Annotated in this window: 17 protein-coding genes and 1 pseudogene; 15 read left to right on the forward strand and 3 right to left on the reverse strand. The window is 74.5% G+C overall.

Annotated elements, in window-relative coordinates; all coding sequences use genetic code 11:
• Positions 1 to 3 precede the first annotated feature (3 nt).
• The 10 genes from E4N63_RS06065 (at position 4) to E4N63_RS06110 (ending at position 15651) form a co-directional block, all read left to right on the forward strand.
• Positions 4 to 2319 (forward strand): TOMM precursor leader peptide-binding protein, encoded by a 2316-nt coding sequence (locus E4N63_RS06065; RefSeq protein ID WP_230240147.1) that lies wholly within the window; start codon positions 4 to 6, stop codon positions 2317 to 2319.
• Positions 2309 to 2677, forward strand: a complete 369-nt coding sequence (locus E4N63_RS06070) for a hypothetical protein (protein ID WP_230240148.1) — start codon at positions 2309 to 2311, stop codon at positions 2675 to 2677. The genes E4N63_RS06065 and E4N63_RS06070 overlap by 11 nt, the downstream gene beginning before the upstream one ends.
• 379 nt (positions 2678 to 3056) lie before the next feature.
• A complete protein-coding gene (locus E4N63_RS06075) occupies positions 3057 to 4700 on the forward strand; it encodes a TOMM precursor leader peptide-binding protein (RefSeq protein WP_374112859.1) in 1644 nt (547 codons plus the stop codon).
• A gap of 161 nt (positions 4701 to 4861) precedes the next feature.
• Positions 4862 to 6544, forward strand: a complete 1683-nt coding sequence (locus tag E4N63_RS06080) for a SagB family peptide dehydrogenase (protein ID WP_230240149.1) — start codon at positions 4862 to 4864, stop codon at positions 6542 to 6544.
• Positions 6545 to 6551: 7 nt separating this feature from the next.
• The gene (locus E4N63_RS06085; protein WP_230240150.1) at positions 6552 to 9371 is read left to right on the forward strand and encodes a lantibiotic dehydratase; all 2820 of its coding nucleotides are present in this window, start codon (positions 6552 to 6554) and stop codon (positions 9369 to 9371) included.
• The gene (locus E4N63_RS06090; protein ID WP_230240151.1) at positions 9368 to 10561 is read left to right on the forward strand and encodes a lantibiotic dehydratase C-terminal domain-containing protein; all 1194 of its coding nucleotides are present in this window, start codon (positions 9368 to 9370) and stop codon (positions 10559 to 10561) included. Before E4N63_RS06085 ends, E4N63_RS06090 begins: the two co-directional genes overlap by 4 nt.
• Positions 10558 to 11733, forward strand: a complete 1176-nt coding sequence (locus E4N63_RS06095) for a site-2 protease family protein (protein WP_230240152.1) — start codon at positions 10558 to 10560, stop codon at positions 11731 to 11733. The genes E4N63_RS06090 and E4N63_RS06095 overlap by 4 nt, the downstream gene beginning before the upstream one ends.
• Before the next feature lie 105 nt (positions 11734 to 11838).
• A complete protein-coding gene (locus E4N63_RS06100; RefSeq protein WP_230242375.1) occupies positions 11839 to 12756 on the forward strand; it encodes an ABC transporter ATP-binding protein in 918 nt (305 codons plus the stop codon).
• Between the two features lie 109 nt (positions 12757 to 12865).
• Positions 12866 to 13621, forward strand: coding sequence for an ABC transporter permease (locus E4N63_RS06105; protein WP_125624276.1), 756 nt, complete (start codon positions 12866 to 12868; stop codon positions 13619 to 13621).
• Positions 13618 to 15651 carry a TOMM precursor leader peptide-binding protein gene (locus E4N63_RS06110; RefSeq protein WP_230240153.1) on the forward strand — a complete coding sequence of 678 codons (2034 nt, stop codon included), beginning with the start codon at positions 13618 to 13620 and terminating at the stop codon, positions 15649 to 15651. Before E4N63_RS06105 ends, E4N63_RS06110 begins: the two co-directional genes overlap by 4 nt.
• 112 nt (positions 15652 to 15763) lie before the next feature.
• Here the strand turns inward: E4N63_RS06110 and E4N63_RS06115 are convergent, their stop codons facing one another.
• On the reverse strand, positions 15764 to 15940 hold the full coding sequence (locus E4N63_RS06115; RefSeq protein ID WP_019710917.1) for a thiazolylpeptide-type bacteriocin: 177 nt from the start codon (positions 15938 to 15940) through the stop codon (positions 15764 to 15766).
• Between the two features lie 581 nt (positions 15941 to 16521).
• Between E4N63_RS06115 and E4N63_RS06120 the strand changes: the two genes are divergently transcribed.
• On the forward strand, positions 16522 to 17823 hold the full coding sequence (locus E4N63_RS06120; protein WP_374112694.1) for an amidohydrolase: 1302 nt from the start codon (positions 16522 to 16524) through the stop codon (positions 17821 to 17823).
• The gene (locus E4N63_RS06125) at positions 17820 to 18098 is read left to right on the forward strand and encodes a hypothetical protein (protein ID WP_230240154.1); all 279 of its coding nucleotides are present in this window, start codon (positions 17820 to 17822) and stop codon (positions 18096 to 18098) included. Before E4N63_RS06120 ends, E4N63_RS06125 begins: the two co-directional genes overlap by 4 nt.
• Positions 18099 to 18153: 55 nt before the next feature.
• Here the strand turns inward: E4N63_RS06125 and E4N63_RS06130 are convergent, their stop codons facing one another.
• Positions 18154 to 19137 carry a helix-turn-helix transcriptional regulator gene (locus E4N63_RS06130; protein WP_230240155.1) on the reverse strand — a complete coding sequence of 328 codons (984 nt, stop codon included), beginning with the start codon at positions 19135 to 19137 and terminating at the stop codon, positions 18154 to 18156.
• Positions 19138 to 19691: 554 nt separating this feature from the next.
• On the opposite strand from E4N63_RS06130, the gene putP reads away from it, so the two are divergent.
• Positions 19692 to 23300, forward strand: coding sequence for a sodium/proline symporter PutP (putP, locus tag E4N63_RS06135; RefSeq protein ID WP_125625932.1), 3609 nt, complete (start codon positions 19692 to 19694; stop codon positions 23298 to 23300).
• A 30-nt stretch (positions 23301 to 23330) separates the two neighbouring features.
• Here putP and E4N63_RS06140 read toward each other — a convergent pair whose 3' ends face one another.
• A complete protein-coding gene (locus tag E4N63_RS06140) occupies positions 23331 to 23768 on the reverse strand; it encodes a hypothetical protein (RefSeq protein WP_125625933.1) in 438 nt (145 codons plus the stop codon).
• A gap of 222 nt (positions 23769 to 23990) precedes the next feature.
• Between E4N63_RS06140 and E4N63_RS06145 the strand changes: the two genes are divergently transcribed.
• Entirely contained in the window at positions 23991 to 24566 is a 576-nt protein-coding gene (locus E4N63_RS06145; RefSeq protein ID WP_230240156.1) for an IS607 family transposase, read from the forward strand.
• Positions 24559 to 26186 (forward strand): annotated as a pseudogene (locus E4N63_RS06150) (IS200/IS605 family accessory protein TnpB-related protein). The gene E4N63_RS06145 and the pseudogene E4N63_RS06150 overlap by 8 nt, the downstream one beginning before the upstream one ends.
• Positions 26187 to 26194 lie beyond the last annotated feature (8 nt).

A 26194-nucleotide genomic window follows, 5' to 3' on the forward strand; every position in this document is an offset into this window, starting at 1 on the left:
CCGATGACAGCAGACGTGACCGGCACCGCGCCCACCACCGCGACCGGCGCATTCGAGGCGCTCGCCGGCACCCGGCCGCGGGTGCGGCGGGACGTGCTCTTCACCGAGACCCCGGGCGGGGTGCTCTTCCACAACGCCGACGGCGGGTTCCACCTCACCGGCCGCGCCGCCTACCGCTTCGCCGCGCTGATGGTGCCGCACCTGGCCGGGCGCAACCGGCTCGGCGAGATCTGCGAGGGCTTCGGACCGGCCCAGCGCGCCATGGCCGCCGAGCTGGTCAAGACGCTGTACGAGCGCGGCTTCGCCCGCGACGTACCGGACGCCGACACGGACGGCCCGGAGCCCGGCGACGTCTCCCGCCGGTTCGCCGCCCAGATCGCCTACGTCGACCACTACACCGACGGCGCGCCCCGCCGCTTCGCCCGCTTCCGCGACACCCGCGTCGCCGTGCTGGGCGAGGACGAGACGGCCCGCTGGTGCGCGCTGAGCCTGGTCCGCAACGGCTGCGGCCACATCGCGACCACCACCGCCTTCCCCGAGGTGGACGCGGAGGCGGCCGAGTCCGCGTCCGACGGCTGCCCGGTGCGGTCCGACCGCCTGGACCCCGGCGAGACCGCGGGCTGGGCCGCGCTCGACGGCTACGACGTGGTGGTCGTCACCGGCCCCGGTGCCGAGGCCCGCACCCACCGGCTGCTGTGCGAGGGCGTACCCGAGGGCCGCACCCTGATCCCCGCCTGGACCTTCGGCGGCCGCGCCGTCACCGGTCCGCTGTCCACGGCCACGTCCACCGGCTGCCTGCACTGCGCCCTGCTGCGGCTCGGCGGCACCACGGACGCCGCCGCCGCGGCGGAGATCTGGAGCGGCCTGGCGGGCGGTTCCGCCGCGCCGGCGCCCGGCGCCGGCGGACCGCTCGCCGGCCCCGTCGCCGCCATGTCCGGCAATCTGCTGGGCTACGAGATCTTCCGGCTGCGCACCGGGGCGCTGCCCGCCGAGACCGCCGGCCAGGTGCTGATCCAGGACCTGGAGTCGCTGGACGTCATGGCCGAGCCCGTGCACCCCCATCCGCGCTGCCGCCGCTGCGCCGCGCCGGCCGGCGCGGCGGAGCCGCCCGAGGTGCCGGAGCGGCTGGTGCTGCCCGTCACCCCGACCGTGGAGACCGCCCGGGAGGCGGAGGACCTGGTCGAGGAGCTGAACCGGATCAGCGACGTGCTCGTCCGCCCGTTCACCGGGGTCTTCCGCCGGTACGACGACGAGGAGCTGACCCAGACCCCGCTGAAGATCAGCCGGGTGGAGGTCGCGCTCGGCCACGGCGTGCGGCGCGAGATCGCCGCGTTCGACGTGCACCATCTCGCGGGTGCGCGGATGCGGGCCCTGTATGCGGCGGCCGAGGCCTACGTCGAGCACGTGGTCCCCGCCGTGCCCGCCCCCGCCGGAGACGGCTCCGGGGCCGCACCGCTGCCGGCCCTGGCCCCCGACGCGCTGACGACGGGCGGCGGCACCGGCCGGGACGCGGCCGAGGTCACCGCGTGGGTGACCGCCGTGTCGCTGGTCACCCGGGAGCCGGTCCGGGTGCCGGCGGCGGCGGTGCGGCCCTTCGGCCCGTACAACCGGGACCGGCTGCACCAGGCGAGCAGCGCGGGAGCCGGGGCGGGCGGCGGGTCCGGGGAGGCCGCGGGCCGCGGACTGCTGTCGGCGCTGGCGCACGACGCGCTGCTGCGGGCGGTGCGCGGCACGACGGAGGTGACCCCGCTCGGGGACGCCGTGGGCGATCCGGAGCTGGTCTTCCTGCGGAAATCGGCGGGCAACCTGGATCTGGCGGTGGAGCTGCTCGACCTCGGGGAGGACGCCCGCTCCTCGGCACGGGTGGTGCTGGCGCGGGAGCCGGGGGGCCGCTGGGCGGCCGCCGCCGGCCTGTCGCGCTCCGCGGCGGCCTGCGCGGCGCTGCGGGACCTGCTGGGACAGGCCCAACTCGCCGCGGAGGAGCCGGAGAAGACCGTCGACCGGGGCGACCCGCTGCTCGCCGACCTGGCCCCCGCGGCCATCGCGGTGACGGGGGGCGGCGCTGCGGACGGCGGGACCGGGACGGTGGCACCGGACGCGGAGGCCACGACGTTCGAGACGGTGCTGGACCGGCTCCGCGCGGCCGGACGGGACGTCCTGTACCTCGACACCACCCCGGCCGACCTGCCCGCGGGCGGCATCAGCACCGCCCGGGTCCTGCTCACCACCGGTGCGGCCGGCGGCTCCGGCGCGGATTCCCCGTCCGGGACCGGCACCGCTTCCCGGCCCGGCTCGGACGGTGGCGCGGATGACCACTGAGACTCCCGCCGGAACCACGGGCCGGACCGCCGCGGGCGGGACCGTTTCCACGGCCGCCCCCGGCACCGCCGCGCCCGCGCCCGCCGTACAGCTCTCCTCCGCGCAGCTCTCCGCCGCCCCCGGCGCGGCGGCCACCGGACCCGGAGCGCCCTGGGAGCGGTCCCGCCACGAGCTGGCCGCGCTGCTGCACCGCGGCCTCGCCGCGCACGGCACGCCGGCCCCGCTGGACGTCGCCGCGCTGGGCGTCACCGACGCCTTCACCGCACCGGAGCCCCGGGCGTCCGGGGAGTCCGGCCCGGCCCGCCCCTCCGGCTCCGCCAACCCGCCGCATATACACGGCGGTCCGGGGCAACGGTGAAGGCCGCCGCCGCACACGGCCCGGCAGGGGCCGCCGCACCGGCCGCCCCTGCCGCGCCGGACACCCCCGCCGTGCCGACCGGTATCCCGGGCGCCGGCGGCACCGGCGCGGGCAGTACGGGCGACGCAGCCGGCACGGCCGGCACAGCCGCACCGGCCGTCCCGGAGGCCTCGCCCCGCGTCCCCGGCCCGGCGTCAACTCCCGGGCCGGCGACACCCGGTGGGGGGAACGCTCCCGCCGGGCCCGTCCCCGTACGGTTCTACGGGCACCTCGCCGTCGTCGGCCCCTCCCCGGGGCCGGCGACTCCCACCCGCCCGGGTCGGCGGCCCCCTGCGCCCGCTGCCTCGACCGCCGGTGGCAGGCCGTACGCTCCGTCGCGCTGCGCGAGGCGCTGGAGCTGGGCTCCGGTACCCGGGCCGCCGGGGCGTGGCCGTATCTCACCCCGTTCACGGCGGACGCGCTGGCCGCGCTGGTGGCCGCGCGGCTCGGCGGGGCGGGGCCGCGCGGCGGCGCGTTCCCGGCCGTCCATCTGGTCGATCTGCGCACGCTGGCCGTCCGGCACCACCCGCTGGTACCGGACCCGGAGTGCCCGCGCTGCGGCCGCGCCGAGGAGGACACGCCCGAGGCGGCCGTGCTCACCTTCCGCCCCGCGCCCAAGCACCGGCCCGGTTCCTTCCGCATCCGCGACATCGGCGACTACGAGCTGCCGGCCGAGCCGTACGCCAACCCGGTGTGCGGGTCGCTGGGCCCGGCCGTGGTGCACGACATCGCGTCCCCCTCCACCTCCGCGACCATCGGCTGCTTCTCGATGCGCTCCGGGGAGTACCTCCGCGAGACGTTCTGGGGCGGCCACGCCGACAGCTACGCGCAGAGCGTGCGGATCGGCGTCCTGGAGGGCCTGGAGCGGTACGCCGGGATGCGGTCGCGCGCCAAGCCGGCGCAGCTGAGGGATTCCCTGGACGGGCTGCGGGCGCGCGGCGTCCGCGCGCTGGACCCGCGCACCTGCGGCCTGTACTCCGAGGAGTTCCACCGCGCGAATCCGCGTGTCACGCCCTTCTCCCCCGGCCGGGAGATCCCCTGGGTGTGGGGGTACTCGCTGCGCGAGGGCGAGCCCGTCCTCGTCCCCGAGGTGCTGACGTACTACCACGCGCCGGGCCTGGAGAACCGCTTCGTGCAGGAGAGCTCCAACGGCTGCGCGTCCGGCGGCTGTCTGGAGGAGGCGGTCTACTGCGGGCTGATGGAGGTGGTCGAGCGCGACGCCTTCCTGCTCACCTGGTACGGGCGGGCCGCCCTGCCGGAGATCGACCCGCGCACCAGCGCCCGCGCCGCCACCCGGCAGATGGTGGACCGGCTGGAGATGTACGGCTACGAGGCCCGCTTCTTCGACACCCGGATCAGCTTCCCCGTCCCCGTGGTGACCGGGGTCGCCGTGCGGCCCGACGGCGGGATCGGGCGGATGTGCTTCGGCGCGGGCGCCGGTCTCGACCCGGAGGCGGCGCTCGCCGGCGCCCTCTGCGAGATCGCCACCGACGCGGTCAACCTCCAGGGGCGCACCGAGCGCGACTGGGAGCGGCTGAGCGCCATGGCACACGACTTCGCGAAGATCGAGGCGCTGCACGACCATCCGCTGGCCTACGGCGTCCCGGAGATGGGCGACCACGCCCACTTCCTCCTCGGCGAACCGGGCGCGCCCCGCCCGCCGATGCGTTCGCTGACGGACCTTCAGCGGGAGGTGCCGCCGGTCTCCGGCGATCTCCTGGACGATCTGCGGACCTGCGTGGACGCGGTGACGGGCGCGGGCTTCGACGTGATCGTGGTCGACCAGACCATGCCCGAGCAGCGGGGCCTGGGGCTGACGACGGTCTCCGTCCTCGTGCCGGGGCTGCTGCCGATCGACTTCGGCTGGACCCGGCAGCGGGCCCTGGGGATGCCGCGGCTGCGCACCGCCCTGCGGGAGGCGGGGCTGCGCGAGCGCGATCTCGCACCGGACGACTTCAACCCGGCGCCGCACCCGTTCCCCTGACCGCCACCGCCGACCGCGACCGACCACGACCGATACCACGACGCAGCACGGCGCACCACAACCGGCAGACGACCGGCAGACGACCGGCCCCGCCCGCGCACGGCCCGGCGGGCCGGCCGGGCCCGACAGCTTCAGAGGCAGCAGGAAAGGCAGGGCACACCGTGGGATACGCCCAGGAGTACGCCACCGCGATCATGCACCGCGGGCGGGTCCCGATGGATCCCGTCGATTTCGTCCCCGACTGGGCCGACGGCCCGCGCAAGGCCAAGTTCTACCCGGGTGCGGACAGCCTGCCGCTGCCCGCTTCCGGCTATCCGGCGGCAGCCTGCCTGGACCGGGGCCTCGCCGCTCTCGGCGGGGCGCTGCCGCCGCCCGCGGAGCGGGACGGCGCGGCCGGCCCGGACAGCGGGGCCGACCCGGACAGCGAGGCCAGCGGTGCGGGCGCCGGGCGGCCGTTCGACCTCGCCGCCCTGTCGGGCATGCTGCGCGACTCCTACGGGCTGACCGGCCGCCGCCTCGGTGTCCAGGCCAACACGGACCTCGGCGCGCTGCCGTACTACCCGCTCGCCAACTGGTCGCGCGGCTCGGCCTCCGGCGGCGGCCTCTACCCGGTCAGCGTCTACTGGGTCTCCGGACGGAGCGGCCCGGTGCCGCCCGGGGTGCACTACTACTCCACCCGCCACCACGCCATGCAGCGGCTGCTCACCGGCGACGTCTCGGGCGAGGTGCGGGCCGCGCTGGGCGGCGGCGCGCCCGGACCGGCCACCGACCAGTACCTCGTCCTCGGCGTCAAGTACTGGCAGAACGCCTTCAAGTACAACAGTTTCTCCTTCCACGCCGTGAGCATGGACCTGGGCGCCGCCGTGCAGACCTGGCGGCTGTGGGCCGGGGCGCGCGGACTCGCCGTCGAGCCCGCGTTCTGGTTCGACGAGGAGCGGCTGGCCCGGCTGCTCGGGGTGCGCACCGAGGAGGAGGGGGTCTTCGCCGTCGTCCCGCTGCGGTGGGAGGGCACCGCGCCCGGTCCGGCGGCCGGCCGGGCCCCGGCCCCGGCCGCCCCGGTCTCCGTGCGCCACCGGGACGCCGAGCGGTCCCGCACCGTGCTCACCTTCGACGCCCTGCTGCGGATGCAGGCCGCCACCGCCGAACGCGCCGCCGACCGTCCCGCACCCGGCGCGCTCACCCCGGCCGCCGCCCCGGCCCCGGACCCGGACCGGCCCGTCCGCCCGCTGCCCGCACCGCGGCCGCTCACCGGGGACGTGCGCGCGGCGCTCCGCGCGCGGCGCAGCAGCTTCGGCCGCTTCGACGCGCAGCGGCCGGTGGCGGCGGACCAGTTCGCCGCCTGCCTGGCCGCCGCCTCCGCCGGCTCCGTGCTCGGCGGGGACACCGGCACCGGGGAGACCCCGCTCACCAAGCTCTACGCGTTCGTCAACCATGTGGACGGCCTGGAGCCCGGGGCGTACGAGTACGATCCGGCCGGGCGGGCGCTGCGGCTGGTCAAGCCCGGCCGGCCCGGGGAGTTCCTGCAGAAGAACTACTTCCTGGCGAACTACAACCTGGAGCAGTCCGGCGCGGTCCTGGTGCCCGCGGTCCGCACCGCGGCCGTGCTCGACGCGGTCGGCGACCGCGGCTACCGCGTGGTCAACGCCGCCGTCGGGGCGGTGGCGCAGACGCTCTACACCGCCTGCGCCGCACTCGGCCTCGGCTGCGGTGTGGCGCTGGGCTTCGACAACATCTCGTACATCGAGGAACTCGGCCTGGCGGAGACGGGCGAGTCCCCGCTGCTGATCATGATGATCGGTCATGAGCGGCCCGCCCCGGCCGACTTCCGGTACGAGATCGCCTGAGCGCGGCATGAACACCGGACGAGAGATCCCCGCCCTGCCGAACCCCGCCCCGGCACCCGGCGAACCCGCCGAACCCGGCCGCGCGGACGGCCTGTTCGTCCTGCGCATCGCGGGACTGCCCGTGGAGGCCCTGCGGGAGCTCCGCTGCCCCGGCAGCCGCCGCTGGGCCGACAGCGTGCTGCGCGAGACGGAGCGGTTGCGCGCCGAGGGCGAGGCCGTCGGCGACCGGCTGCACGACCTCGTCGGCGGCCACCCGGCCGCGGAGAGCGACACCGTGCGCCGCGGGCTGCTGAAACTGCGCCGCGAGGTCTACAACAACCGGCTGCCCCGGGACGGCGACGCCGCCCTCGCCCTGGTCGCCGGGGTGGACGGGGCTGCCGGGGAGGCGCTCGCCGGCTGGCTGCGCGACCGGCGCCGGCTGGAGGAGCAGCGCACCGGGGGCGCGGCGCTGCTCGCCGGGGAGACCGCGCGAAGCCGGGCCGCGCTGCGCCGGCTGGCGGAGGAGGAGCGGCTGCGCAAGGGCCTGCTGCTGGCCTCCCCCGCCCTGGACGGGCAGCTCGACGGCCGGCTGCGGGCGGCGGACGGCGGTACCGCCGGCGATCCCCCCGGCAAGAAGCAGCGGAAGATCGAGCGTTCGCTGCTGTCGTACCTCTACCGGACGGTCTGCAAGACCAGCCCGTTCTCGACCTTCACCGGGGTCGCCCTCGGCGAACTGGCCGAGGGGGACGGGCAGCACGGCGGGGACAGCGCGCTCACCGTGCGCGCCGGCGCCCCCTGGACGGGCCACGCCCGGCTCAACGTCGTCGCCCTCGGGCGGCTCGCCGAGACCGTGCTCGCCGACCCGGCCCGCCGCGCCGATCTGCCCGTCTCCCCCGCCTCCGGCTGGGGCCGGGAGGCGGACCGGGTCCGCTATGTGCGCCGCTGGGTGACCGAGGGCGACGAGGACACGGCCGTCACCTTCGACGCCGTGAAGGACCGGCTGTTCTTCCTGCGCCGCACCGGCACCCTGGAGCGGCTGCTCGGCCTCTTCGAGGAGCGCGGCACCGTCCGCTACGGCGAGCTGTCGGCGTGGCTGGCCGCCGACCGGGGGGCCTCGGCGGCGGAGTGCGACCGGTATCTGGAGGCGCTGCTGCGCCTCGGCATGGTGCAGGTGCCGTGCCTGCGCACGGAGGTGCACGACACCGACCCGCTGCGGGCGTTCCAGCGGTCCCTGCGGGGCCTGGACCGGCCGTGGGCGGCGCGGCTCGCGGACCGGCTCGACGGGCCCGTCTCGCTCGTCGACCGCTTCGCCGCCGCGGAACCCGCCGCGCGCCGCGTCCTCCTCACCGAGCTGCGCCGCGAACTGGTGGCCGTGCAGGAGGAGTTGGGGTCCGAGCGGGCCAAGGTGCCGCAGACGGTGCTCTACGAGGACGCGGCGGCGGGCCGGAGCACCACCCTGGACGCGGCCGCCTGGACGGAGCTGGCCGCCGGGCCGCTGGGCGCGGTGGAGAAGATCCTGCCCGCCTTCGACCTCACCCTGCCGCAGCGGATCACCTTCAAGGGCTTCTTCCTCGCCCGCTTCGGGCAGGGCGGCCGCTGCGACGACCTGCTGAAGCTCGTCCACGACTTCCACGAGGACTTCTTCGACCAGTACATGACCTTCACCGCCGGCCACACCTCGTACGACGCGGACGGCCGCTACGTACCGGAGGTCAACTGGCTGGGGCTGCCCCAGCTGAAGGCCCTGGACACGGCCCGGCAGACCTTCACCGAGCGGATGCGGGGCCTGTGGGAGGCGCGGGACGGGGCCGGGGGCCGGGACGGAGCGGCGGCCGCTGCGGGCGAGATCGTCCTCGACGAGGCCCTCATCGACGAGATCGCCGCCGAACTCGCGCCGGTGGCACCGGACTTCGCACCGATGAGCCACCATGTCCAGATCGCCGACCGCCCGGCGGACGCCGGCGGCCCCCTCCTCGTCCTGAACCGCTCCTACGGCGGGCTGTCCTTCCCGTTCAGCCGCTTCACCCACTGCTTCGACGGACTGGAGCAGCGGCTGCTGCGCGCCGCCGGGGAGGTCTGCCCGGAGGGCGCGGTGTTCGCGGAGGTCACCGGCGGCCCGGTGACCAGCAATCTCAATCTGCACGGGCGGCTCACCGAGTACGAGATCGTCTGCCCCGGCGAGACCGGCACCCTGCCGGAGGAGTTCCGGCTCGGACTGGACGACCTGTCCGTCGAGCACGACGAGAGCGCCGACCGGCTCGTGCTGCGCTCGGCGCGGCTCGGCCGCGAGGTGATCCCGGTCTACCTCGGCTATCTGGTGCCGCTGGCGCTGCCGGAACTCCCGCGCACCCTCCTGCTGCTGTCGCCGACCTCCATGGCCCCGCTCAACGTCTGGGGCGGCGTCCCGGAGAGCGAGCCGGTGGACGGCGTGACCGCGCGGCCCCGGGTACGGCACGGCGGCGTCGTGCTCAGCCGGCGCAGCTGGAGCGCCCCCGCCTCCGCCCTGCCGGAGCGCCCGCCGGGGCAGTCCGAGGCGGACCGCTTCCTGGAGTGGCACCGCTTCCGCCGCGCGCACGGGCTGCCGGACCGGGTGTTCGCCACCGTCTCCGACAGCGGGGCGCGCGGTGCGACCGGCGCGAAGCCGCAGTACCTGGACTTCGACAGTCCGCTGTCGCTGGCGGCGTTCGAGGCGCTGGTGAAGTCCCCCGAGGCGCGGGTGGTGTTCCGGGAGGCGCTGCCCGACGAGGACGAACTGCACGCCGTCTCCGGGCGGGGCCGCCATGTCGCCGAGCTGGCCGTGGAGACCGCCGCGCCCGCCCCGACCCGACCGAGGAGCAGCACCCGATGACGGCCACCACGACCACCACGACCACCACACCCTCCACGGCCGGCAGCGGTGACGCCGGGGCCGGCGCCTGGCAGGCGACGCACATCTTCTACGCCGCCAACCCGCGCCCCCTGCTGCTCCAGTGCGTCCGCCCGCTGGTGGACGAGCTGGCGGCGGCCGGGCTGCTGGCGAACTGGTTCTTCATCAACTACTGGCTGGAGGGCCCGCACGTCCGCCTCCGCGTCAAGCCGTCCTCACCGGAGGCGGCGGAGGAGGTGCGGCGCCGCACCGGGGCGGCCATCGACGCCTTCCTCGCCGAGCGGCCCGCGCTCTACGAGGTGGACTCCGGTTTCCTCAACGACTTCTACAACACCCTCTTCGAGATCGAGTTCCCCGGCGGGGAGCGCGCCCCGTATCTCGACGGCGACGGCCGGATGCGGCTGCGGCCCAACAACTCCCGGCACGCCGAGCCCTACGAGCCGGAGTACGGCAAGTACGGCGGCCCGGCCGGGATCGAGCTGGCCGAGTGGCACTTCCGGCACTCCAGCGAGCTGGTCGCCGACGCCTTCCGCACCAAGAACCTGCATCTGCGGACCGTGCTGCTCGGCACCTCGGCGCAGCTGATGATGGTGATGTCCGGCTGTTTCCTCCCCGGCGACCGCGAGCTGGCCGACTACCTGGACAGCTACTACGAGTTCTGGCACCGGGCCTTCCCCGGCACCGGCTTCATCGGCACCGAGGAGTACGACCGCAACTACGCGGCGACGGCACCCGCCCTGGCCGCGCAGTTCGCGCGCATCCGCGCCGCCGTCGCCGGGGACGGGACGGCGGCCGCGGCGTCTGCGGCCTCCGCGGACTCCGCGGCGGGCGTGGGCGCCCCGCGGCTGCCCGCCTTCCTCGCCGGCTGGGCCGAGCACTGCGCCGAACTGCGCGAGCGGGCGGTGCGGCTGGCCACGGACGGCGAGCTGGTGTTCCGGTCCTGGGACGGTGAGCGGGACGAACAGGTGACCGACCCGGCGGTGGCGCTGCCGCTGCTGCTCTCCCCGTATATGCACATGACCAACAACCGTCTGCATGTGACCATCCGGGACGAGGCGTACCTCTCGCACGTCCTGGGCCGCTGCCTGCGCGAGTCCCGTCCCGGAACGGCGGAGCCGGCCGGGCCGGCGGCGGAGCCCGCTCCGGAGCGGGCGGCGGAGGCCGGCGCATGACCGCCCCGGCGGCCGTCCCCCGGCGGTACCGGCCCGAGCTGCGGGCCGGGGTGCTGGTCGGCGGCGCCCTGCTGCACGGCCCGGCGACCGTCCATCTGATCAAGAACACCGAGAGCGGCCTGTCCTTCAAGGTCGGGGAGAAGGAGCACTTCCTGATCTCCCGGATGGACGGCTCGCGCAGCCTGGAGGAGCTGGGCGCGGAGTACGCGGCCCGCTACGGGCGCCGGCTGGCCGACGCCAACTGGCAGCAGCTGCTGGGCATGCTGGGCGCCCGGGGGCTGCTGGCCGGGGCGCCCGCCGGCTCCGGCGGCGGTCCGGGGGCACGGCCCGGCCCCGGGCCCGGCCCGGAGGCGGGCCCGGATACGCCCCCGGCAGCCGGCCCGCAGGCGCCCCCGGAGCGGAAGCTGCTGAGCGGCAGCATCCGGCTCGTCGCCGACGCGGACGCCACCACCGGCCGTCTGCACCGCGCCGCCGGCTTTCTGCTGCGGCCGCTGTGGATGGTGCCGCTGCTGTGCCTGGCCGTCGTCATGGAGGCCGTCCTCGCCGCCCGCCTGGGCGAACTGGTGCTCGGCGCCAGGGCGTTGTTTCTCAACCCCGTGCTGCTGACGGCCGCCGGCACCCTGCTGTGGCTGAGCACCGCCCTGCACGAGCTGGCCCACGGCGTGGTCGCGCGCCACTACGGCGGCCGGGTCTCCGAGATCGGGCTGCGCTGGCGGCTCCCCGTGGTGATCATGTACTGCACGGTGGACGACTACCTCCATCTGGGCACCCGGGCGGCCCGGATCGCGACCGCCGCGGCCGGCGCGGTGATGAACCTGCTGTTCCTGTTGCCCTTCTGGACGGTGTGGATGCTGGCCCCGGTGGACGACGCCACCGGGGACGCGCTCGCGGGGCTGCTGTTCCTGGGCAGCGTCCAGGCGCTGGCCATGCTGATCCCCCTCCCGCCCCTCGACGGCTACAAGATCGCGAGCCAGCTGCTGGGCGCCACCGGGCTGGCCGCCTCCAGCAAGGAGTACCTGGGGCTCGCCGTGCGCCGGAACCCGGCCGCGGCGGCCTATCCGAGCCGGGCCAGAACCGCCTATCTTCTCTACGGCCTGGGCGCACCGCTCGTCCTCGCGGCGCTCGCCGCGGCCCTCGCCGTCCTCGTCCACTTCCTGCTGACGGCACCGTGAGCGCCCGGTGAGCCGCAGCCGCCCCACGACCCCCGCGCCGTCCGCCGCGTATTCCGCGGCGTCCGCGCCGGCACCACCCGCTACCAAGGAGCACCCCATGCCCCCATTCCCTCCCCGGACGGCCCGGCCGTCGTCCTCGACGAGGTGCACAAGACGTACGGCGCCACCCGGGCCGTCGACGGCATCTCGCTGACCGTGGCACGCGGGGAGTTCTTCGGGCTGCTCGGGCCCAACGGCGCGGGCAAGACCACCCTCATCGAGATCATGGAGGGGCAGCGGCGGGCGGACTCCGGCACCGTCACCGTCCTCGGCGAGCACCCCTGGCCGCGCAACACGGCGCTGCTGCCCAAGCTGGGCGTGCAGACGCAGACCTCGGCGTTCTTCGTCCGGCTGACGGCCCGTGAACACCTGGAGACCATGGCCGCCCTCTACGGCGCCGGCCCGGACGCCGCCGAACGCGCCCTGGCCACCGTCGGGCTGACCGACGACGGCGGCACGCGCGTCGACGACCTCTCCGGCGGCCGCCGGCAGCGGCTGGCCATCGCCTCCGCCCTCGTCCACGACCCCGAACTGATCTTCCTGGACGAGCCGACCGCCGCCCTCGACCCGCAGGCGCGCCGCGACCTGTGGCAGGTGCTGCGCGACCTCAAGAGCGCCGGGCGCACCATCGTCTACACCACCCACCACCTCGACGAGGCGGAGGCGCTGTGCGACCGGGTGGCGATCGTCGTCAAGGGGCGGATCAGCGCCCTGGACTCCCCCGGCCGCCTCATCGCCGCGGGCAGCCCCGTCACCCGCCTGGTGGTCCCGGCGGGCCGGCTGACCCCGGAGGCGGCGCGGGCCATCCCCGGCGTCGACCGGGTCGGCGAGGAGGGGGACGGCCTGGTGCTGGAGACGCTGGACTCCGGTCCCGTGCTGGCCGCGGTCGCCGAACTCGCCGGGCTCCAGGGGGTGCAGACGCGCACCGCGAGCCTGGAGGACGTCTACCTCGAACTGACCGGCACCGGCACCCCCCGGCCGTGAACACCGCGGCCGTGAACAGCGCGGCCGTGAACAGCGCGGCCGTGAGACCGCACCGCCCGCCCGGCGGCGCACCGCCTGGCACCGCACCGGATACGGAGAACACATCCACATGAGCGCCTACGCCGCACTGAGCAGGGCGGGCTACCGGGCCTACGTCCGCGACAAGACCACCCTCTTCTTCACCTTCGCCTTCCCGCTGCTCTTCCTCGTCGTCTTCGGGCTGATCTTCCACGGCAAGTCCGTGGAGGAGAGCGGCAAGCCGTACATCAACTACATCGCCCCGGGCGTGCTGTCCTGGGGCGTCGCCAACGCCGCCGTCTTCGGGGTCGGTTTCGTGCTGATGCAGTGGCGCCGCGACGACATCCTGCGGCTGATCCGGATGACGCCGGCCCGGCTGCCGGCCGTGCTGGGCTCCCGCTACGTGCTGGCCATCGGCATCGGCATCGTGCAGGCGGTGCTGTTCGTCGCGGTGGCGCTGCTGCCGTCCTTCGGGCTGAGCCTGGCCGGCGGCTGGCCACTGGCGCTGCCCGTACTGGTGCTCGGGATCACGGCGTTCCTGGCGATCGGCGTGATCGTCGGCTCGTACGCCCGGACGCCGGAGGCGGTCGCCGCCGTCGCCAACTGCCTGATGATCCCGATGGCCTTCCTCTCCGGCTCCTTCTTCCCGCTGGACGCCATGCCGGAGTGGATGCGCTCGCTGTCGCTGGTGCTGCCGCTGCGCTACCTCAACGACGGGGTGTCCGCCGCGCTCACCGGCTCCGGACCCGCCGGGGACATCGTCACCGCCTGCGCCGTCCTCGCCGGTTTCGCCCTCGTCTTCGGCGCCGTGGCCCTGAAGACCTTCCGCTGGAGCGACCGGACATGACGACGACCGCGCCCCCGGCGCCGGATGTCCCGGCGGCGCCCCTGGAGACGGGCCGGGATCTGCTGCAGCGCGCACTCACCGAACGCTACGAGCACGACGAGCGGTACGAGCGCGCGGCGCACGCCGCGCGCGAGGCACGGACCCCCGCGGGAGCCGCCGGGGCCGGGCGACCGCTGCCCGCGCCGCTGGTGGTGCCGCTCGGCGCCGCCGACACCCTCGGCTTCGGTCGGCCGGATCCGTACGGCCTGCTGCGCCCCCGCGCCACCGTGCAGCTCACCGCGCGGGCCGCGCTGATCGGCCCCTGGGGCGGCGAGGGGACGGCCGCCTGCGGGCAGTGCCTGGCCATGCGCTGGCAGCGGCTGCGCAGCCGCTCCGAACGCGAGGCGCTCGAACTGGGCCACGCGCCGCACGGCGCCACCGGCTGGCCCGTCCTCACCGGCTACGCCCTCGACGCGGTGTGGTCCGTGTACCGGGCCGTCATGCCCGGCGGGCGCGCCGCCCCGTCGGCGGTGCCGGCCGACCGCGTGCTGCCGCAGGTGACCCGGGTCGATCTGGGCACGCTCGCCACCGCGACCTTCCCGCTGCTGCCGGAACCGCTCTGCCCGGCCTGCGTGCCGCTGCGGCCCGACACCGCGGAGGACGCCCGGATGGTCCTCGGGCCGGTGCCCAAGCCGGACCCGGACGGCTACCGCTCGCGGTCCCTGGACGCGTATCCGCTGCCGGAGTCCGCGCTCGCCAACCCGGTGTGCGGCGCGCTGGGTTCGGACACCTGGATCAACCCGGTCTCCACCACGACCTCGCCGGTGGCCGGCACCCACTTCGTGCGCGGCTACGCCGGGCTCAACGACGTCACGTGGAGCGGGCAGGCCGACGCCTACGGCACCAGCCGCCGGCTGGCGTTCCTGGAGGGCCTGGAGCGGTACGCCGGGACGCACCGGCGGCGCGGCACCTCGCCCGTCACCGCCTCGTACCGCCGGCTCCTGGCGCGCGGGGAGCCGGTCCTGGACCCGGCCGCGTGCGGCTTCTACGCGCCGGAGACCTACGAACGGGACCATCTCGTCAGCCCGTTCGACCCCGACCGGGACATCCCCTGGGTGTGGGGCCATTCGCTCCGCGACGACCGGCCCGTCCTCGTACCGGCCCGGCTCGCGCACTACAGCGCGGGCGTGGACGCCGACAACTTTGTCTTCGAGTGCTCCAACGGCTGTGCCACCGGCGGCACTCCGGAGGAGGCGGTCCTCTTCGGGCTGCTGGAGCTCGTCGAGCGGGACGCCTTCCTGCTCGCCTGGTACGGACGGGCCCGGCTGACCGAGATCGACCTCGGCTCCTGCCGGGGCGGCGCCACCCGCACCATGCTCGACCGGGCCGCGCTGCACGGCTACGACGTCCGGGCGTTCGACACCCGGATGGACACCGCGGTGCCCGTGGTGACCGCCCTGGCGGTGCGCCGTGACGGCGGCCTCGGCACGCTCTCCTTCAGCGCCGCCGCGGGGTTCGACCCGGAGGGCACCGTCGACGCCGCCCTGTCGGAGGTGCTGACGTACATCCCGCACCTGCCGTACCAGGTCGCCGAGCGGCGCGCCGAACTGGAGGCCATGGCGCGGGACTACGGCAAGGTGCTGCACCTGAAGGACCACGCCCAGCTCTACGGGCTGCCGGAGATGGCCGGGCACGCCCGGGAGTATCTGGAGCCCGAGGCCGTCGTGCCGCTCGGCGAGGCGTTCCCCGGCTGGCGGGAACGGCGGCCGCGCACCGGCGATCTGCTGGACGACCTGCGGCTGCTCCGCGACGAGCTGGTGCGCGCCGGGCACGACGTCATCGCCGTGGACCAGACGACGCCGGAGCAGCGCGCCATGGGCCTGCACACGGTCGGCACCATCGTTCCCGGGCTGCTGCCGCTGGACTTCGGCTGGAGCCGGCAGCGCGCGCTGCTGATGCCGCGGCTGCGGACCGGCCTCAGGGCGGCGGGACGGCGGGACACCGACCTGGGCGAGGCGGAGATCAGGGCCGTGCCGCACCCGTTTCCGTGAGCGCCGTCCCGTGAACACGCGCGCCGGTGCGGCGCCCGGCGGCACCCGGCAGCCCCCTCCGGTACGGGAGATCCCGCTCCGGAGGGGGCTGCCGGGCCCGGGGCGCCCTGGATCAGGCGCTGCAGGAGGTGGTGGAGGTGGTGCTGGAGCAGGTGGACGTCGAGGAGGAAGACGTCGAACCCGCGAGCACGACCTCGACGGCGTCCGAGTAGTCGGAGATCTCGAAGGTCTCCGACTCCAGCTCCAGGATGTCGTTGGCGAGGGTGGCGAGCTCGGTCTTGGCGTCCATGTGTTTCTCCCTTGGCCTGCCGGGGCCCGCCGGCGGATCCGGCGGCGCTCCCGTGCGCTGGTCCCATTGGAGCGCGGGCCGCTGTCGGATCGGCCCGGCTTCCGCTGTCAGATCGCTGACACCCCGTGAGAGCGGGGGGTGGAGCACCTGACGCGGCGGAACCGCACACTGGCGGGCGGCCGGCCACCCGCGGACCCGGAGGCCGCGGAATCCGGGAGTCCGGGCGTCCGGGATTCGTTCGGCCGGCGGATGACGGGGAACGCGCGAGAATCCGGGGCCCGGCGGCCACCGTGGCGCCGGGGACACGGGGGCACCGGTTGTCCGGGACGCACGGAACGGAGAGAAGGCACCGCACACCGGGACGCACGGCAGAACGGCGCCGTCCGGGGCAACGGTGACGCCCGGGGCGTGCCGTCCGCTGGATGGACAGACGGGGCCCGTCCGGAGGCGGAGGGTCCGCGCACACCGGGGGGACGGGCCGGGGGCGTGCCCGGGACCGGCACCGTCGCAGCCGTCCGGCCGGCGGCCGCCGGAGGAAGCGGAAGGCCGGCGGCAACGAGGGCGAGGGGAGAGGTGATCCATTGACCGGGACAGCGCGGGCCGTACCGGAGAACGGACCGCAAGCCGGGCAGCAGGCCGCAGCGCCGCCCGCCGGGCCGCAGGAGGTGCCGCTCGGCATCCTGCGTCCCGCCGTCGAGCTGTACGTCGATCTGCACGCCCATCCCGAGCTCTCCGGCGCCGAGGCCCGCACCGCCGACCGGTTCGCCGCCGCGCTGGAGCGGCACGGAGCCGCGGTCACCCGCGGTGTGGGCGGGCACGGTGTGGTCGGGGTGCTGGCCAACGGCCCCGGGCCGGTGGTCCTGCTGCGCGCCGAGCTCGACGCCCTCCCGGTCACCGAGCGCACCGGTCTGCCGTACACCAGTACCGCCGCGGGCGTCATGCACGCCTGCGGGCACGACCTCCATCTGGCCGCCGCGTCCGGGGCGCTGGCGCTGCTGGCGCGGTCCCGGGAGACCTGGCGCGGCACCGTCCTGGTCGTCGGCCAGCCCGCCGAGGAGACCCTGGAGGGGGCGCGGGCGATGCTGGCGGACGGCCTGTACGAGCGCTTCGGCACTCCGGACGCGGTCCTCGCCCAGCACGCGGCCCCGCTGCCGGCCGGCACCGTGGCCCACGGCCGGGGCGGTCCGCTGATGGCGGGCAGCGCGGCACTGGACGTGGTGATCCACGGGCGGGGCGGCCACGCGGGCGCGCCCCAGCTCGCCGTCGACCCGGTGCTGACGGCCGCCGCCACGGTGCTGCGGCTCCAGTCCGTCGTGGCGCGCGAGACCGCCCCCTCGGAGCAGGTTGTGCTGACGGTCGGTTCGCTGCACGCGGGCGAACGCGGCAACGTCATTCCGGACCGGGCCGAACTGAGCCTGTCCGTAAGGGCGTTCAGCGATGCCGCGCTGGACCGCGTGACGGCCGCCGTGGAGCGGATCGTGCGGGCCGAGTGCGCGGCCTCCGGCTGCCCGGACGAGCCGGAGTTCACCCTCGCCTCGCGGTCCCCGGCGCTGCTGCCCGATCCGGACACCGCGGCCGCCGTGCGCCGGGTGCACGAGGGGCTGTTCGGGCCGCACCGGGTGACCGCCTGGCCGCCCGCCACCGCCACCGAGGACTTCCCGCTCTACGGCGCCGCCGACACCGGGATCCGCACGGTGTACTGGATGCTGGGAGTGACCGGTGCCCGGCAGTGGCGGGCCGCGCGCGAGGGCGCCGTGCCGCCCCCGGCCAACCACGCGCCGGACTTCGCCCCGGACGTCCGGACGGCCCTGCCGGCCGGCATCACGGCGATGGCCGGCGCCGCCCTGCACGTCCTGCCCGCCGCCGAGGAGGAAGCGCGTTGACGGACGACGACACCCCCGGCCGGGACCATCTGCTCGTCACCGTCCGCCGGAACGCCCGGGGGGCCGCGGCGGCGACGACGGTGGTGCGGCTTCTGGGCCTGCTCCCGGCGGACCGGGTCTGCACAGCGGAGGTGGCGCAGGACGCCATCCGGCTCCGGGTTGAACTGGACGGCACGGACGCCGACCGTGCCGCGGCGCACGGCGCCGTACGGCGGGTCCTGGCCGACCGGGCGCTGGACGGCTGGGCGCTGGACGGCCGGGCGGAGGAGAACTGAGCCGGCGGCGGTCCGGAGCGGCCCGGCACCCGGGCGCGGCGTTCCGGCGGGCCCGTCAGATCCAGCCGCGCTCGCGGGCCAGCAGCGCCGCCTGGGCCCGGCTGGCCGCGCCGAGCGTCTGCAGCAGATCGGCGACGTACCGCCGGTAGGTGCGGACCGAGACGCCCAGCTCCCGGGCCCCTGCCTCGTCCTTCCCGACCGAGCACATCGACACCAGCACCCGGCGCTCGAAGTCGGGGAGCGCTTCCCCGGTCTCCTCGCCGCCCTCCTGCCCCGGGCCGGTGAACTCCTCGGCCTGCTGCCAGATCTTCTCGAAGAGGGCGACGATGTTGGCGACGAGACCGCTCTTGCGGGCGAGCAGCGCGCCCCGCGCCGTGTTGGCCGGGTCCAGCGGCACCAGGGCGGCCCGCCGGTCATAAACGAGCATGCGTTCGGTGATGTCGCACGCCACGCGGATCCTGGCCCCGTGGGCGACCAGTTCCCGCAGATAGTCCGCGGTCGGGGTGTCGTCCAGGGCCCGGCGCAGGACCACGCTGCGGATCTCGACGCCGCGGCGCAGACAGCGGTGGTCGAGCGGGCGGGAGCGGGCGATGTTCTCCGGCGACAGCCGGGTGTACGGTTCCACGGACAAAATCTCGTCGCGGGCGAAGAAGGCCAGGTCGTCGATCCGGTCCCGGATCTGTTCCAGCCCTTCCAACTGCTCGATGCCCGTACCGGCTTGGGCCCGGGGTCCCTGCTCCGCGCGTAGACCGTCGACGACGTGGCGTGACTGGGTGACCTGACGCAGCTCTTGGTGGAGTGCCCGCAGCCGGATGTCCGTCAGCCGGGCCAGAGCGATCTCGGGGTCCGCCGGATTGATCAGCTTGTCGTCCCCCGTGGGGTGGAGCAGCCCGAGTCCGCGCAGCCGGTCGAGGGAGCACCGGACGCGTTCGCGCTCGGTGTGGAGCAGGAGGTGGATGTCGTCCGGGGATGTCCCCGGGTTCCGCAGGAAATGCCGGTAGATCTCCTCCTCCAGAGGAGAGACCCCGAACACGGACATCTCGTTTCCAGCCAACTGCGCCCCCATGCCGCCGGTCCACCACCGGCCGTTGCCCACGGCGGGTCGAGCCCATGGCTGCCGGAGTGGTTCGGCACACAGTAAACGGCGGAAGTGACGTCCCTGGAAAGGGATGAGAGCGACCAGCGGGCCGAATGTGAGATTTTGTGGTATTACGCCCAGCCGATTGACATCGGGTCAATAAGCTTACGCCCCTCAACGCGCCATCCACAGCCGTTGGTTGAGGGAACGGCCAATCCACCGCTCCTTCCCGGCGGGACCGTCACATCACCGCCACAACCCTTCCGCGACCCCTTCAGGGACCCCCGCACACCACCCCGCCCCACCCGCCGCCACCCGCACGGAGCAGCCGTCCGGCCCGGCCGTCCACCCGGACGGAGCGCCGCCCGGCCCACGCCGCACGGCCGCATAACGGTCGAAAAATAATCAAGACAGCATAAATGCGCTAATCTGCGCTCATCCCTTGGTTCTCCCCGCGGGCCGCGGCACCGCTCCCGGGGACGCGCCCAAGCCCACCCGGCCTCGCAGGTGAGGACATGTTCAATCCGAGCGCACCGGTCGTGACCGTGTTCGCGGTCTATCTGGTCGCCGTGATCGGCGTAGGCCTCTGGGCCTACCCCCGCACCCGCACCTTCGCCGACTTCGCCCTGGGCGGCCGCCGCCTCCCGCCGCTGGTCGCCGCCCTGTCCGCCGGGGCCAGCGACATGTCCGGCTGGCTCTTCCTGGCCCTGCCCGGAGCCGTGTACGCGGCCGGGATCGGCGCCACCTGGATCGCCGTTGGCCTGGCGGTCGGCACCTACTTCAACTGGCTGTTCGTCGCGCCGCGGCTGCGGACCTACACGGAGCGGGCCGGCAACGCCGTGAGCCTGTCGGCCTATCTGGAGGAACGGTTCGAGGACCGCACCCGGCTGCTCCGGATCGTCACGGCCGCCGTCACCATCGTGTTCTTCACCCTCTACGTGGCCAGCGGGCTGGTAGCCGGGGGGCTCCTCTTCGAGCAGGTCTTCGATGCCGCCTTCGGGCTCGGGGTCGTCCTGACCGCACTGGTGATCGTCGTCTACTCGTGTCTCGGCGGCTTCCTCGCGGTGAGCCTGACGCACGTGGTGCAGGGCACGCTGATGTTCCTCGCCCTGGTCGTCCTGCCGGTGACCGGCCTCGTGATGCTCGGCGGATTCGGGACGCTCAGCGAGGAACTCGGCCGCGAGACGGCCTCCCTCCTGGAGATGGGCTCCCGGGCCGACTACTCCGGCGGCGAGTGGTCCGCGGGCCGGCCGCTCGGTGCCGTCGCGGTCGTCTCCCTGCTCGCCTGGGGCCTCGGCTACTTCGGCCAGCCGCACATCCTTGCCCGCTTCATGGGCATCCGCAGCATCCGCGCCGTCCCGGCGGCCCGGCGCATCGGCACCCTCTGGGTGCTCGTCGTGCTCACCGGCGCGTCGCTCACCGGCCTGGCGGGCATCGCCCTGCTCGACGAGCCGCTCACCAACCCCGAGACCGTGTTCATCGCCCTGACGGAGACCCTGCTCACTCCGTGGATCGCGGGCTTCATGCTGATCGCCGTCCTGGCCGCGATCCTCTCGACCGCGGACAGCCAGCTGCTGGTGTCCTCGGTCGCCCTCACCGAGGACGTCTACCACGCGTTCCTCAGCCGCCACGCCTCGGACCGGGTCCTGGTGTGGGCCGGCCGCTGCGCCGTGGTGGCGGTGACGCTGACCGCCACCGGCATCGCGCTGGAGGGCGGCGGCGTGCTGGACATCGTGGCCCAGGCCTGGGCGGGCTTCGGCGCCTCCTTCGGCCCCGTCGTCCTCCTCTCGCTCCACTGGCCGCGCATGACCTGGGCCGGGGCCATGGCCGGCATCGTGACGGGCGCGGGTGTCGTCCTCTTCTGGGAGCGGATCAATCCGCTCCTCGGGCCGCTGGAGTCCGGGATCTACGAGATGGTCCCGGGCGTGCTCGCGGCCACCGCCGCCACGCTGGTCTTCGGCCGGTGGGCCGGCCACCCCCCGCAGCGCGCCTTCTGGCGGCTGCCGGGAGGCGGGGTGAACCAGCTGATGCTGGAGCCGTCCCTCGGCCAGGCGCCGATCGGCATTGCCATGGTCGACAGCGATCTGCGGTACGTCTGGGTGAACAAGGTGCTGGAACGCATGGCCCCGCTGGAGCAGCGGCTGGGACGGCGGGTGACGGACGTCCTCCCGCGCCGGCAGGCGGAAGCGCTGGAGGAACGCATGCGGTCCGTGCTGGACACCGGCGAGCCGGTGCTGGACTACGAGTTCGGCGGCCCCGGTTTCACGGACCCGCACCAGGACCGGGCGTACTCGGTCTCCATCTTCGGGATGGAGGACCGCCACGGGCAGCGCGTCGGGATCTGGTACATGGTCCTCGACGTCACGGACCGCTGGAAGGCCCGGCAGCGCCTGGCCCTGCTGAACGAGGCCAGCGCCCGGATCGGCAGCACCCTGGACGTGATGCTGACCGCGCAGGAACTGGCCGACGACACCGTCCCCTCCCTCGCCGACTTCGCCGCCGTCGAACTGCTGGAATCGGTGGTGCGGGGCGAGGAACCCGCTGCCGGGCCGCTCGACACCAGCCCTGCCCTGCGGCGGGCCGGTCAGAAGCCGGCAGCCCCCGGCCGGGAGGCGGGACCGGCCGCCGGGGAGCCGGCCCGCACCGTGCCCGGCTCCCCGGCGGCACGCTGCCTGCTGCGGGGCGAGACCCTGCTGGAGACGGGCTCCGGCCTCACCGGGCAGTCCTGGGTGACGGACGATCCGGCCCTGGAGGCCTTCGCCGGCGCGTCCGGGTTCCACGCGGTGATGGCGGTGCCGATGCGGGCCCGCGGGGTCTTCCTGGGCGCGGCCGTCTTCCTCCGCTCCCGGCGCCTGGGCCCCTTCGAGGAGGACGACGTCCGCCTCGCCGAGGAGCTGGTCTCCCGTGCCGCCGTGAGCATCGACAACGCCCGCCGCTACGCCCGCGAGCGCACCGCGGCCCAGACCATGCAGCGCTCCCTGCTGCCGCACGGCCTGACCGGGGGTTCCGCCCTGGAGGTGGCCTCGTGGTACCTCCCGGCCGACGCGCCGAGCGGGGTGGGCGGCGACTGGTTCGACGTGATCCCGCTCTCCGGGGCGCGGGTCGCGCTGACCGTCGGGGACGTGGTCGGCCACGGCATCAACGCCGCCACCACGATGGGGCGGCTCCGCACGGCCGTCCGCACGCTCGCCAACCTGGACTACCCCCCGGACGAACTGCTCGCCCATCTGGACGACCTGGTCATCGACCTCATGGGGCCGGACCCGGACCACGAGGAAGGGCCGTCGGCCGCGGCGAACGAGAGCGTGGCCGCCACGTTCCTCGGCGCCACCTGCCTCTACGCCGTGTACGACCCGGTCAGCGGGCGGTGCACGCTGGCCCGGGCCGGTCATCTCCCGCCCGTGGTCGTCCGCCCCGACGGCTCCGTCGAGGTGCTGGAGCTGCCCGCGGGGCCACCGCTGGGCCTGGGGGCCCTGCCGTTCGAGTCCGCCGAATTCACGCTGGAGGAGGGCAGCCTCCTCGCCCTCTACACCGACGGCCTCATCCAGGCGTACGACCTGGACATCGACGTCGGGCTGTCCCGGCTGAGCCGGGTCCTCGCCGCCCCCCGTCCGGGCCTGGGGGAGACGGGCGACCAGGTGATGGAGGCCCTGCTGTCCGGCCCGCCCTCCGACGACGCCGCCCTGCTCCTCGCCCGGACCCGGGTCCTGGACTCGACCCGGGTCGCCTCCCTGGAGCTGCCGGGGGACCCGGCGGTCGTCTCCCAGGCCCGCGCCTTCGTCACCCGGCAGCTGTCGGAGTGGGACATGGACGAACTGCTCTTCACCACGGAACTCATCGTCAGCGAGCTGGTCACCAACGCCATCCGCCACGGGTCCGGGCCGATCACCCTGCGCCTGATCCGGGAGCGGGCACTGATCTGCGAGGTGTCCGACACCAGCAGCACCTCGCCCCGGCTGCGCCACGCGCGGACCACGGACGAGGGCGGCCGGGGCCTGCTGATCGTCGCGCAGCTCGCCCGGCGCTGGGGCACCCGCTACACGGCGGAGGGCAAGATCATCTGGACGGAACAGGGCGTGCCCTCCGACGCCGCCCCGGACGGCACCACCGTTCCCGGGGTGTGACCCGGCCCCGGCGGGTCACGGCGCCCCTCCTCAGGGTGCGAGCCGGCTCTCCGGCGTCCAGATGCTCAGCGCCCACAGGACGACCAGGTCGATCCCGATCATGACGATCGCCCAGACCGGGTAGTACGGCAGCCAGAGGAAGTTGGCGACCAGATGGAGCGCGACCAGGACGATGGCGGTATAGCGCGCCCAGGACGCTCCCTGCACGACGCCGTAACCGGTGAACGCGACCAGGGCGCCGAGCACCAGGTGGAGCCAGCCCCAGCCGGTCAGGTCGATTTCGAAGACGTAGTCGCCGACCTCGGCGAAGACGTCGTCATTGGCGATGGCGGCGATCCCCTGCAGGACGCCGAGGACCCCGGCGATCAGCAGGACGGCGCCCGCGAAGACGGCGATCCCGCTGGGTCCCGTGGTGCTGCGGGTGGAGGACCGGTGAGCACTCGCCGTGGTGTGTGAAGCCTGGTTCATGACTGCCTCCAGGACATGAGCCGCGTTGCGCGGCGGCGCGGCGCCCGGGCCGGCGGGCCGCCGGCGGGATGGGCCGCGCCTCCTTCAGGCTAGGCAGAGGCGTCCCCGCCCCGCATCCGGAGGCGGGGCCCGCCGGAGACCGGTGCCGGGGTCTCCACCTGCTGGTCCTCGAAGTGGGGCAAGTGAGCGTAATCATGTATGAGTGAGTGTCGTTGTCAGAGCGTGAATCTGACGGAATGGGCGAAGACGCAGGGCGTGCATCCGCAGACCGCGTATCGCTGGTTCCGTGAGGGGGCGTTGCCGGTACCGGCTCAGCGGGTCGGGCCACGGACGATCCTGGTGAACATCAACGCGAACACCACGCCCGAGGCCATCGGAGGTTTGGGCCTGTATGCCCACGTGTCCTCGCACGATCAGAAGACCGATCTGGAACGCCAGGTCGCTCGGCTGTCGGCTTGGGCGGCGAAGGCCGGTCACCGAGTCGTTCGTGTTGAGGCGGAGATCGCTTCCGGGATGAACGGCGGTCGTTCAAAGGCTCGACGTCTGCTGGCCGACCCGAACGTGACCACCTTGGTGGTGGAGCACAGGGACCGGCTCGGCCGGATGAACGTCGAGCTTGTCGAGGCCACCTTGTCCGCCACGGGCCGTCGCCTGCTGGTGCTGGACGACGGCGAGGTCGAAGACGACCTGGTGCGGGACATGGTGGAGGTACTGACGTCGTTCTGCGCCCGCCTGTACGGGCGCAGAACGACGAAGAACCGCGCCCGCAAGGCACTGGAAGCCGCCGAACATGGCTGACCTCCGCCCGATCGCCGCGCCGTTCGTCGTTCTCGGTCCGTCCGGCGTGGCGGTTCGTACCCGGCTGGGGGACCTCACGCCCGAGGATGAGAACGTTCTGCGCTTGGTGGGTGCGCACCTGGGCTCGCTCGCCTCGAAGGACCTCAAAGCGCGTTGCGCTGACGGCCTGAAGCACTCTACCGAGTCATGGGCGGCCCGTAAGCGGGACCTGACGGCCGAGTCGTCGTCCCGGTGGGCCGGGTCGATCACGAAGGCCACGCATGACCAGTGGGCACTCGCCCGGCGCGGCCAGGCCGCGCACATCCAGTCCCTCGAAGCCGGTATCACGACGATCCGGCACCGGCTGTCGCTGCCGGTCGGCCAGAAGGGCGCCATGCGGGCTCCGGGCGGCTACCGCTGCGCGCACGAGTGGTTCCACAAAACACGCCGTCTGCATGTGCTTCAGGACCGGCTCGAGAAGGTTCGGGCCGACCGGGAAGCGGGCCGGGTGCAGGTCGTGCGGGGCGGCAGACGTCTGCTGGGCACCCGTCACAACCTCGACAAGGCGCAGCTCACCGAGGCCGAGTGGCGTGAGCGGTGGGAAGCCGGACGCTGGTTCCTCCGGGCGGACGGCGAGTCGGGGAAAAGGTTCGGCAACGAGACGATCCGCATCACGCCCGAGGGCGAAGTGTCGATCAAGCTCCCGGCCCCGCTCGCCGGCCTGGCGAACGCCAAGCACGGCCGGTACGTACTCGCTGCGAAGGCGCGCTTCCCTCACCGGGGGCAGGAGTGGGCCGACCGTGTGGAGGCGAACCGGGCCGTGGCCTACCGCATCCACCACGACACGGGGCGCGGACGCTGGTACGTGGACGCCTCCTGGCAGATCCCTCCCACCAAGACCATCCCACTCGAAGCCGCCCTCGTCGATGGCGTGATCGGCGTGGACACCAACGCCGATCACCTCGCCGCCTGGCGCCTCGACACTCACGGTAACCCGATTGGCCGGCCGCGCCGGTTCTTCTTCGACCTGTCTCGGGGCGCCCAGCACCGCGACGCCCAGGTACGGCACTCCCTCACGCGGCTGCTGAACTGGGCCAGGACCTGCCGCGTCAAGGCCATCGCGGTGGAAGACCTCGACTTCCAGACCGAGAAAACCAGAGAGAAGCACGGGCGCAAGCGCCGATTCCGGCACCTCATCTCCGGCATGCCGACCGGCAAGCTCCGAGCCCGGCTGACCTCCATGGCCGACGCCACAGGTATCGCGATCATCGCCGTGGACCCGGCCTACACGAGCAAGTGGGGCGCCCAGCACTGGCAAAAGCCGATGGCCGGCCCCACCCGTAAGACCACCCGGCACGATGCGGCGAGCATCGCGATCGGACGACGCGCCCAAGGACACCCGATCCGGCGACGGACGACACCGCCCCGTACACACCAGAGCGATGTGCACGGGCATCGGACCGTCCAGGCCGACCGGCGTGTCCCTGGGCGTGAGGGACCCCGCCCCCGCATCCCCGGACCACGGACACGATCCGTGCCGCCGGACGCGGCGAGTACGCGGGCAACCAGGACATCCACAACCGTTCGGGTGTCCGCAGTGACCAGGTATGGGTCCAAGACTCACTCCTGCTCACTGATTAGGAACGGTG

The organism is Streptomyces sp. MNU89 (assembly GCF_020982505.1).
Lineage (GTDB): Bacteria > Actinomycetota > Actinomycetes > Streptomycetales > Streptomycetaceae > Streptomyces > Streptomyces xinghaiensis.

Coding starts and splice junctions, on each gene's coding strand:
- putP (WP_125625932.1), top strand. CDS start 19,692: ATGTTCAATCCGAGCGCACCGGTCGTGACCGTGTTCGCGGTCTATCTG.
- E4N63_RS06070 (WP_230240148.1), top strand. CDS start 2,309: ATGACCACTGAGACTCCCGCCGGAACCACGGGCCGGACCGCCGCGGGC.
- E4N63_RS06140 (WP_125625933.1), bottom strand. CDS start 23,768: ATGAACCAGGCTTCACACACCACGGCGAGTGCTCACCGGTCCTCCACC.
- E4N63_RS06085 (WP_230240150.1), top strand. CDS start 6,552: ATGAACACCGGACGAGAGATCCCCGCCCTGCCGAACCCCGCCCCGGCA.
- E4N63_RS06110 (WP_230240153.1), top strand. CDS start 13,618: ATGACGACGACCGCGCCCCCGGCGCCGGATGTCCCGGCGGCGCCCCTG.
- E4N63_RS06105 (WP_125624276.1), top strand. CDS start 12,866: ATGAGCGCCTACGCCGCACTGAGCAGGGCGGGCTACCGGGCCTACGTC.
- E4N63_RS06095 (WP_230240152.1), top strand. CDS start 10,558: ATGACCGCCCCGGCGGCCGTCCCCCGGCGGTACCGGCCCGAGCTGCGG.
- E4N63_RS06065 (WP_230240147.1), top strand. CDS start 4: ATGACAGCAGACGTGACCGGCACCGCGCCCACCACCGCGACCGGCGCA.
- E4N63_RS06115 (WP_019710917.1), bottom strand. CDS start 15,940: ATGGACGCCAAGACCGAGCTCGCCACCCTCGCCAACGACATCCTGGAG.
- E4N63_RS06130 (WP_230240155.1), bottom strand. CDS start 19,137: ATGTCCGTGTTCGGGGTCTCTCCTCTGGAGGAGGAGATCTACCGGCAT.
- E4N63_RS06090 (WP_230240151.1), top strand. CDS start 9,368: ATGACGGCCACCACGACCACCACGACCACCACACCCTCCACGGCCGGC.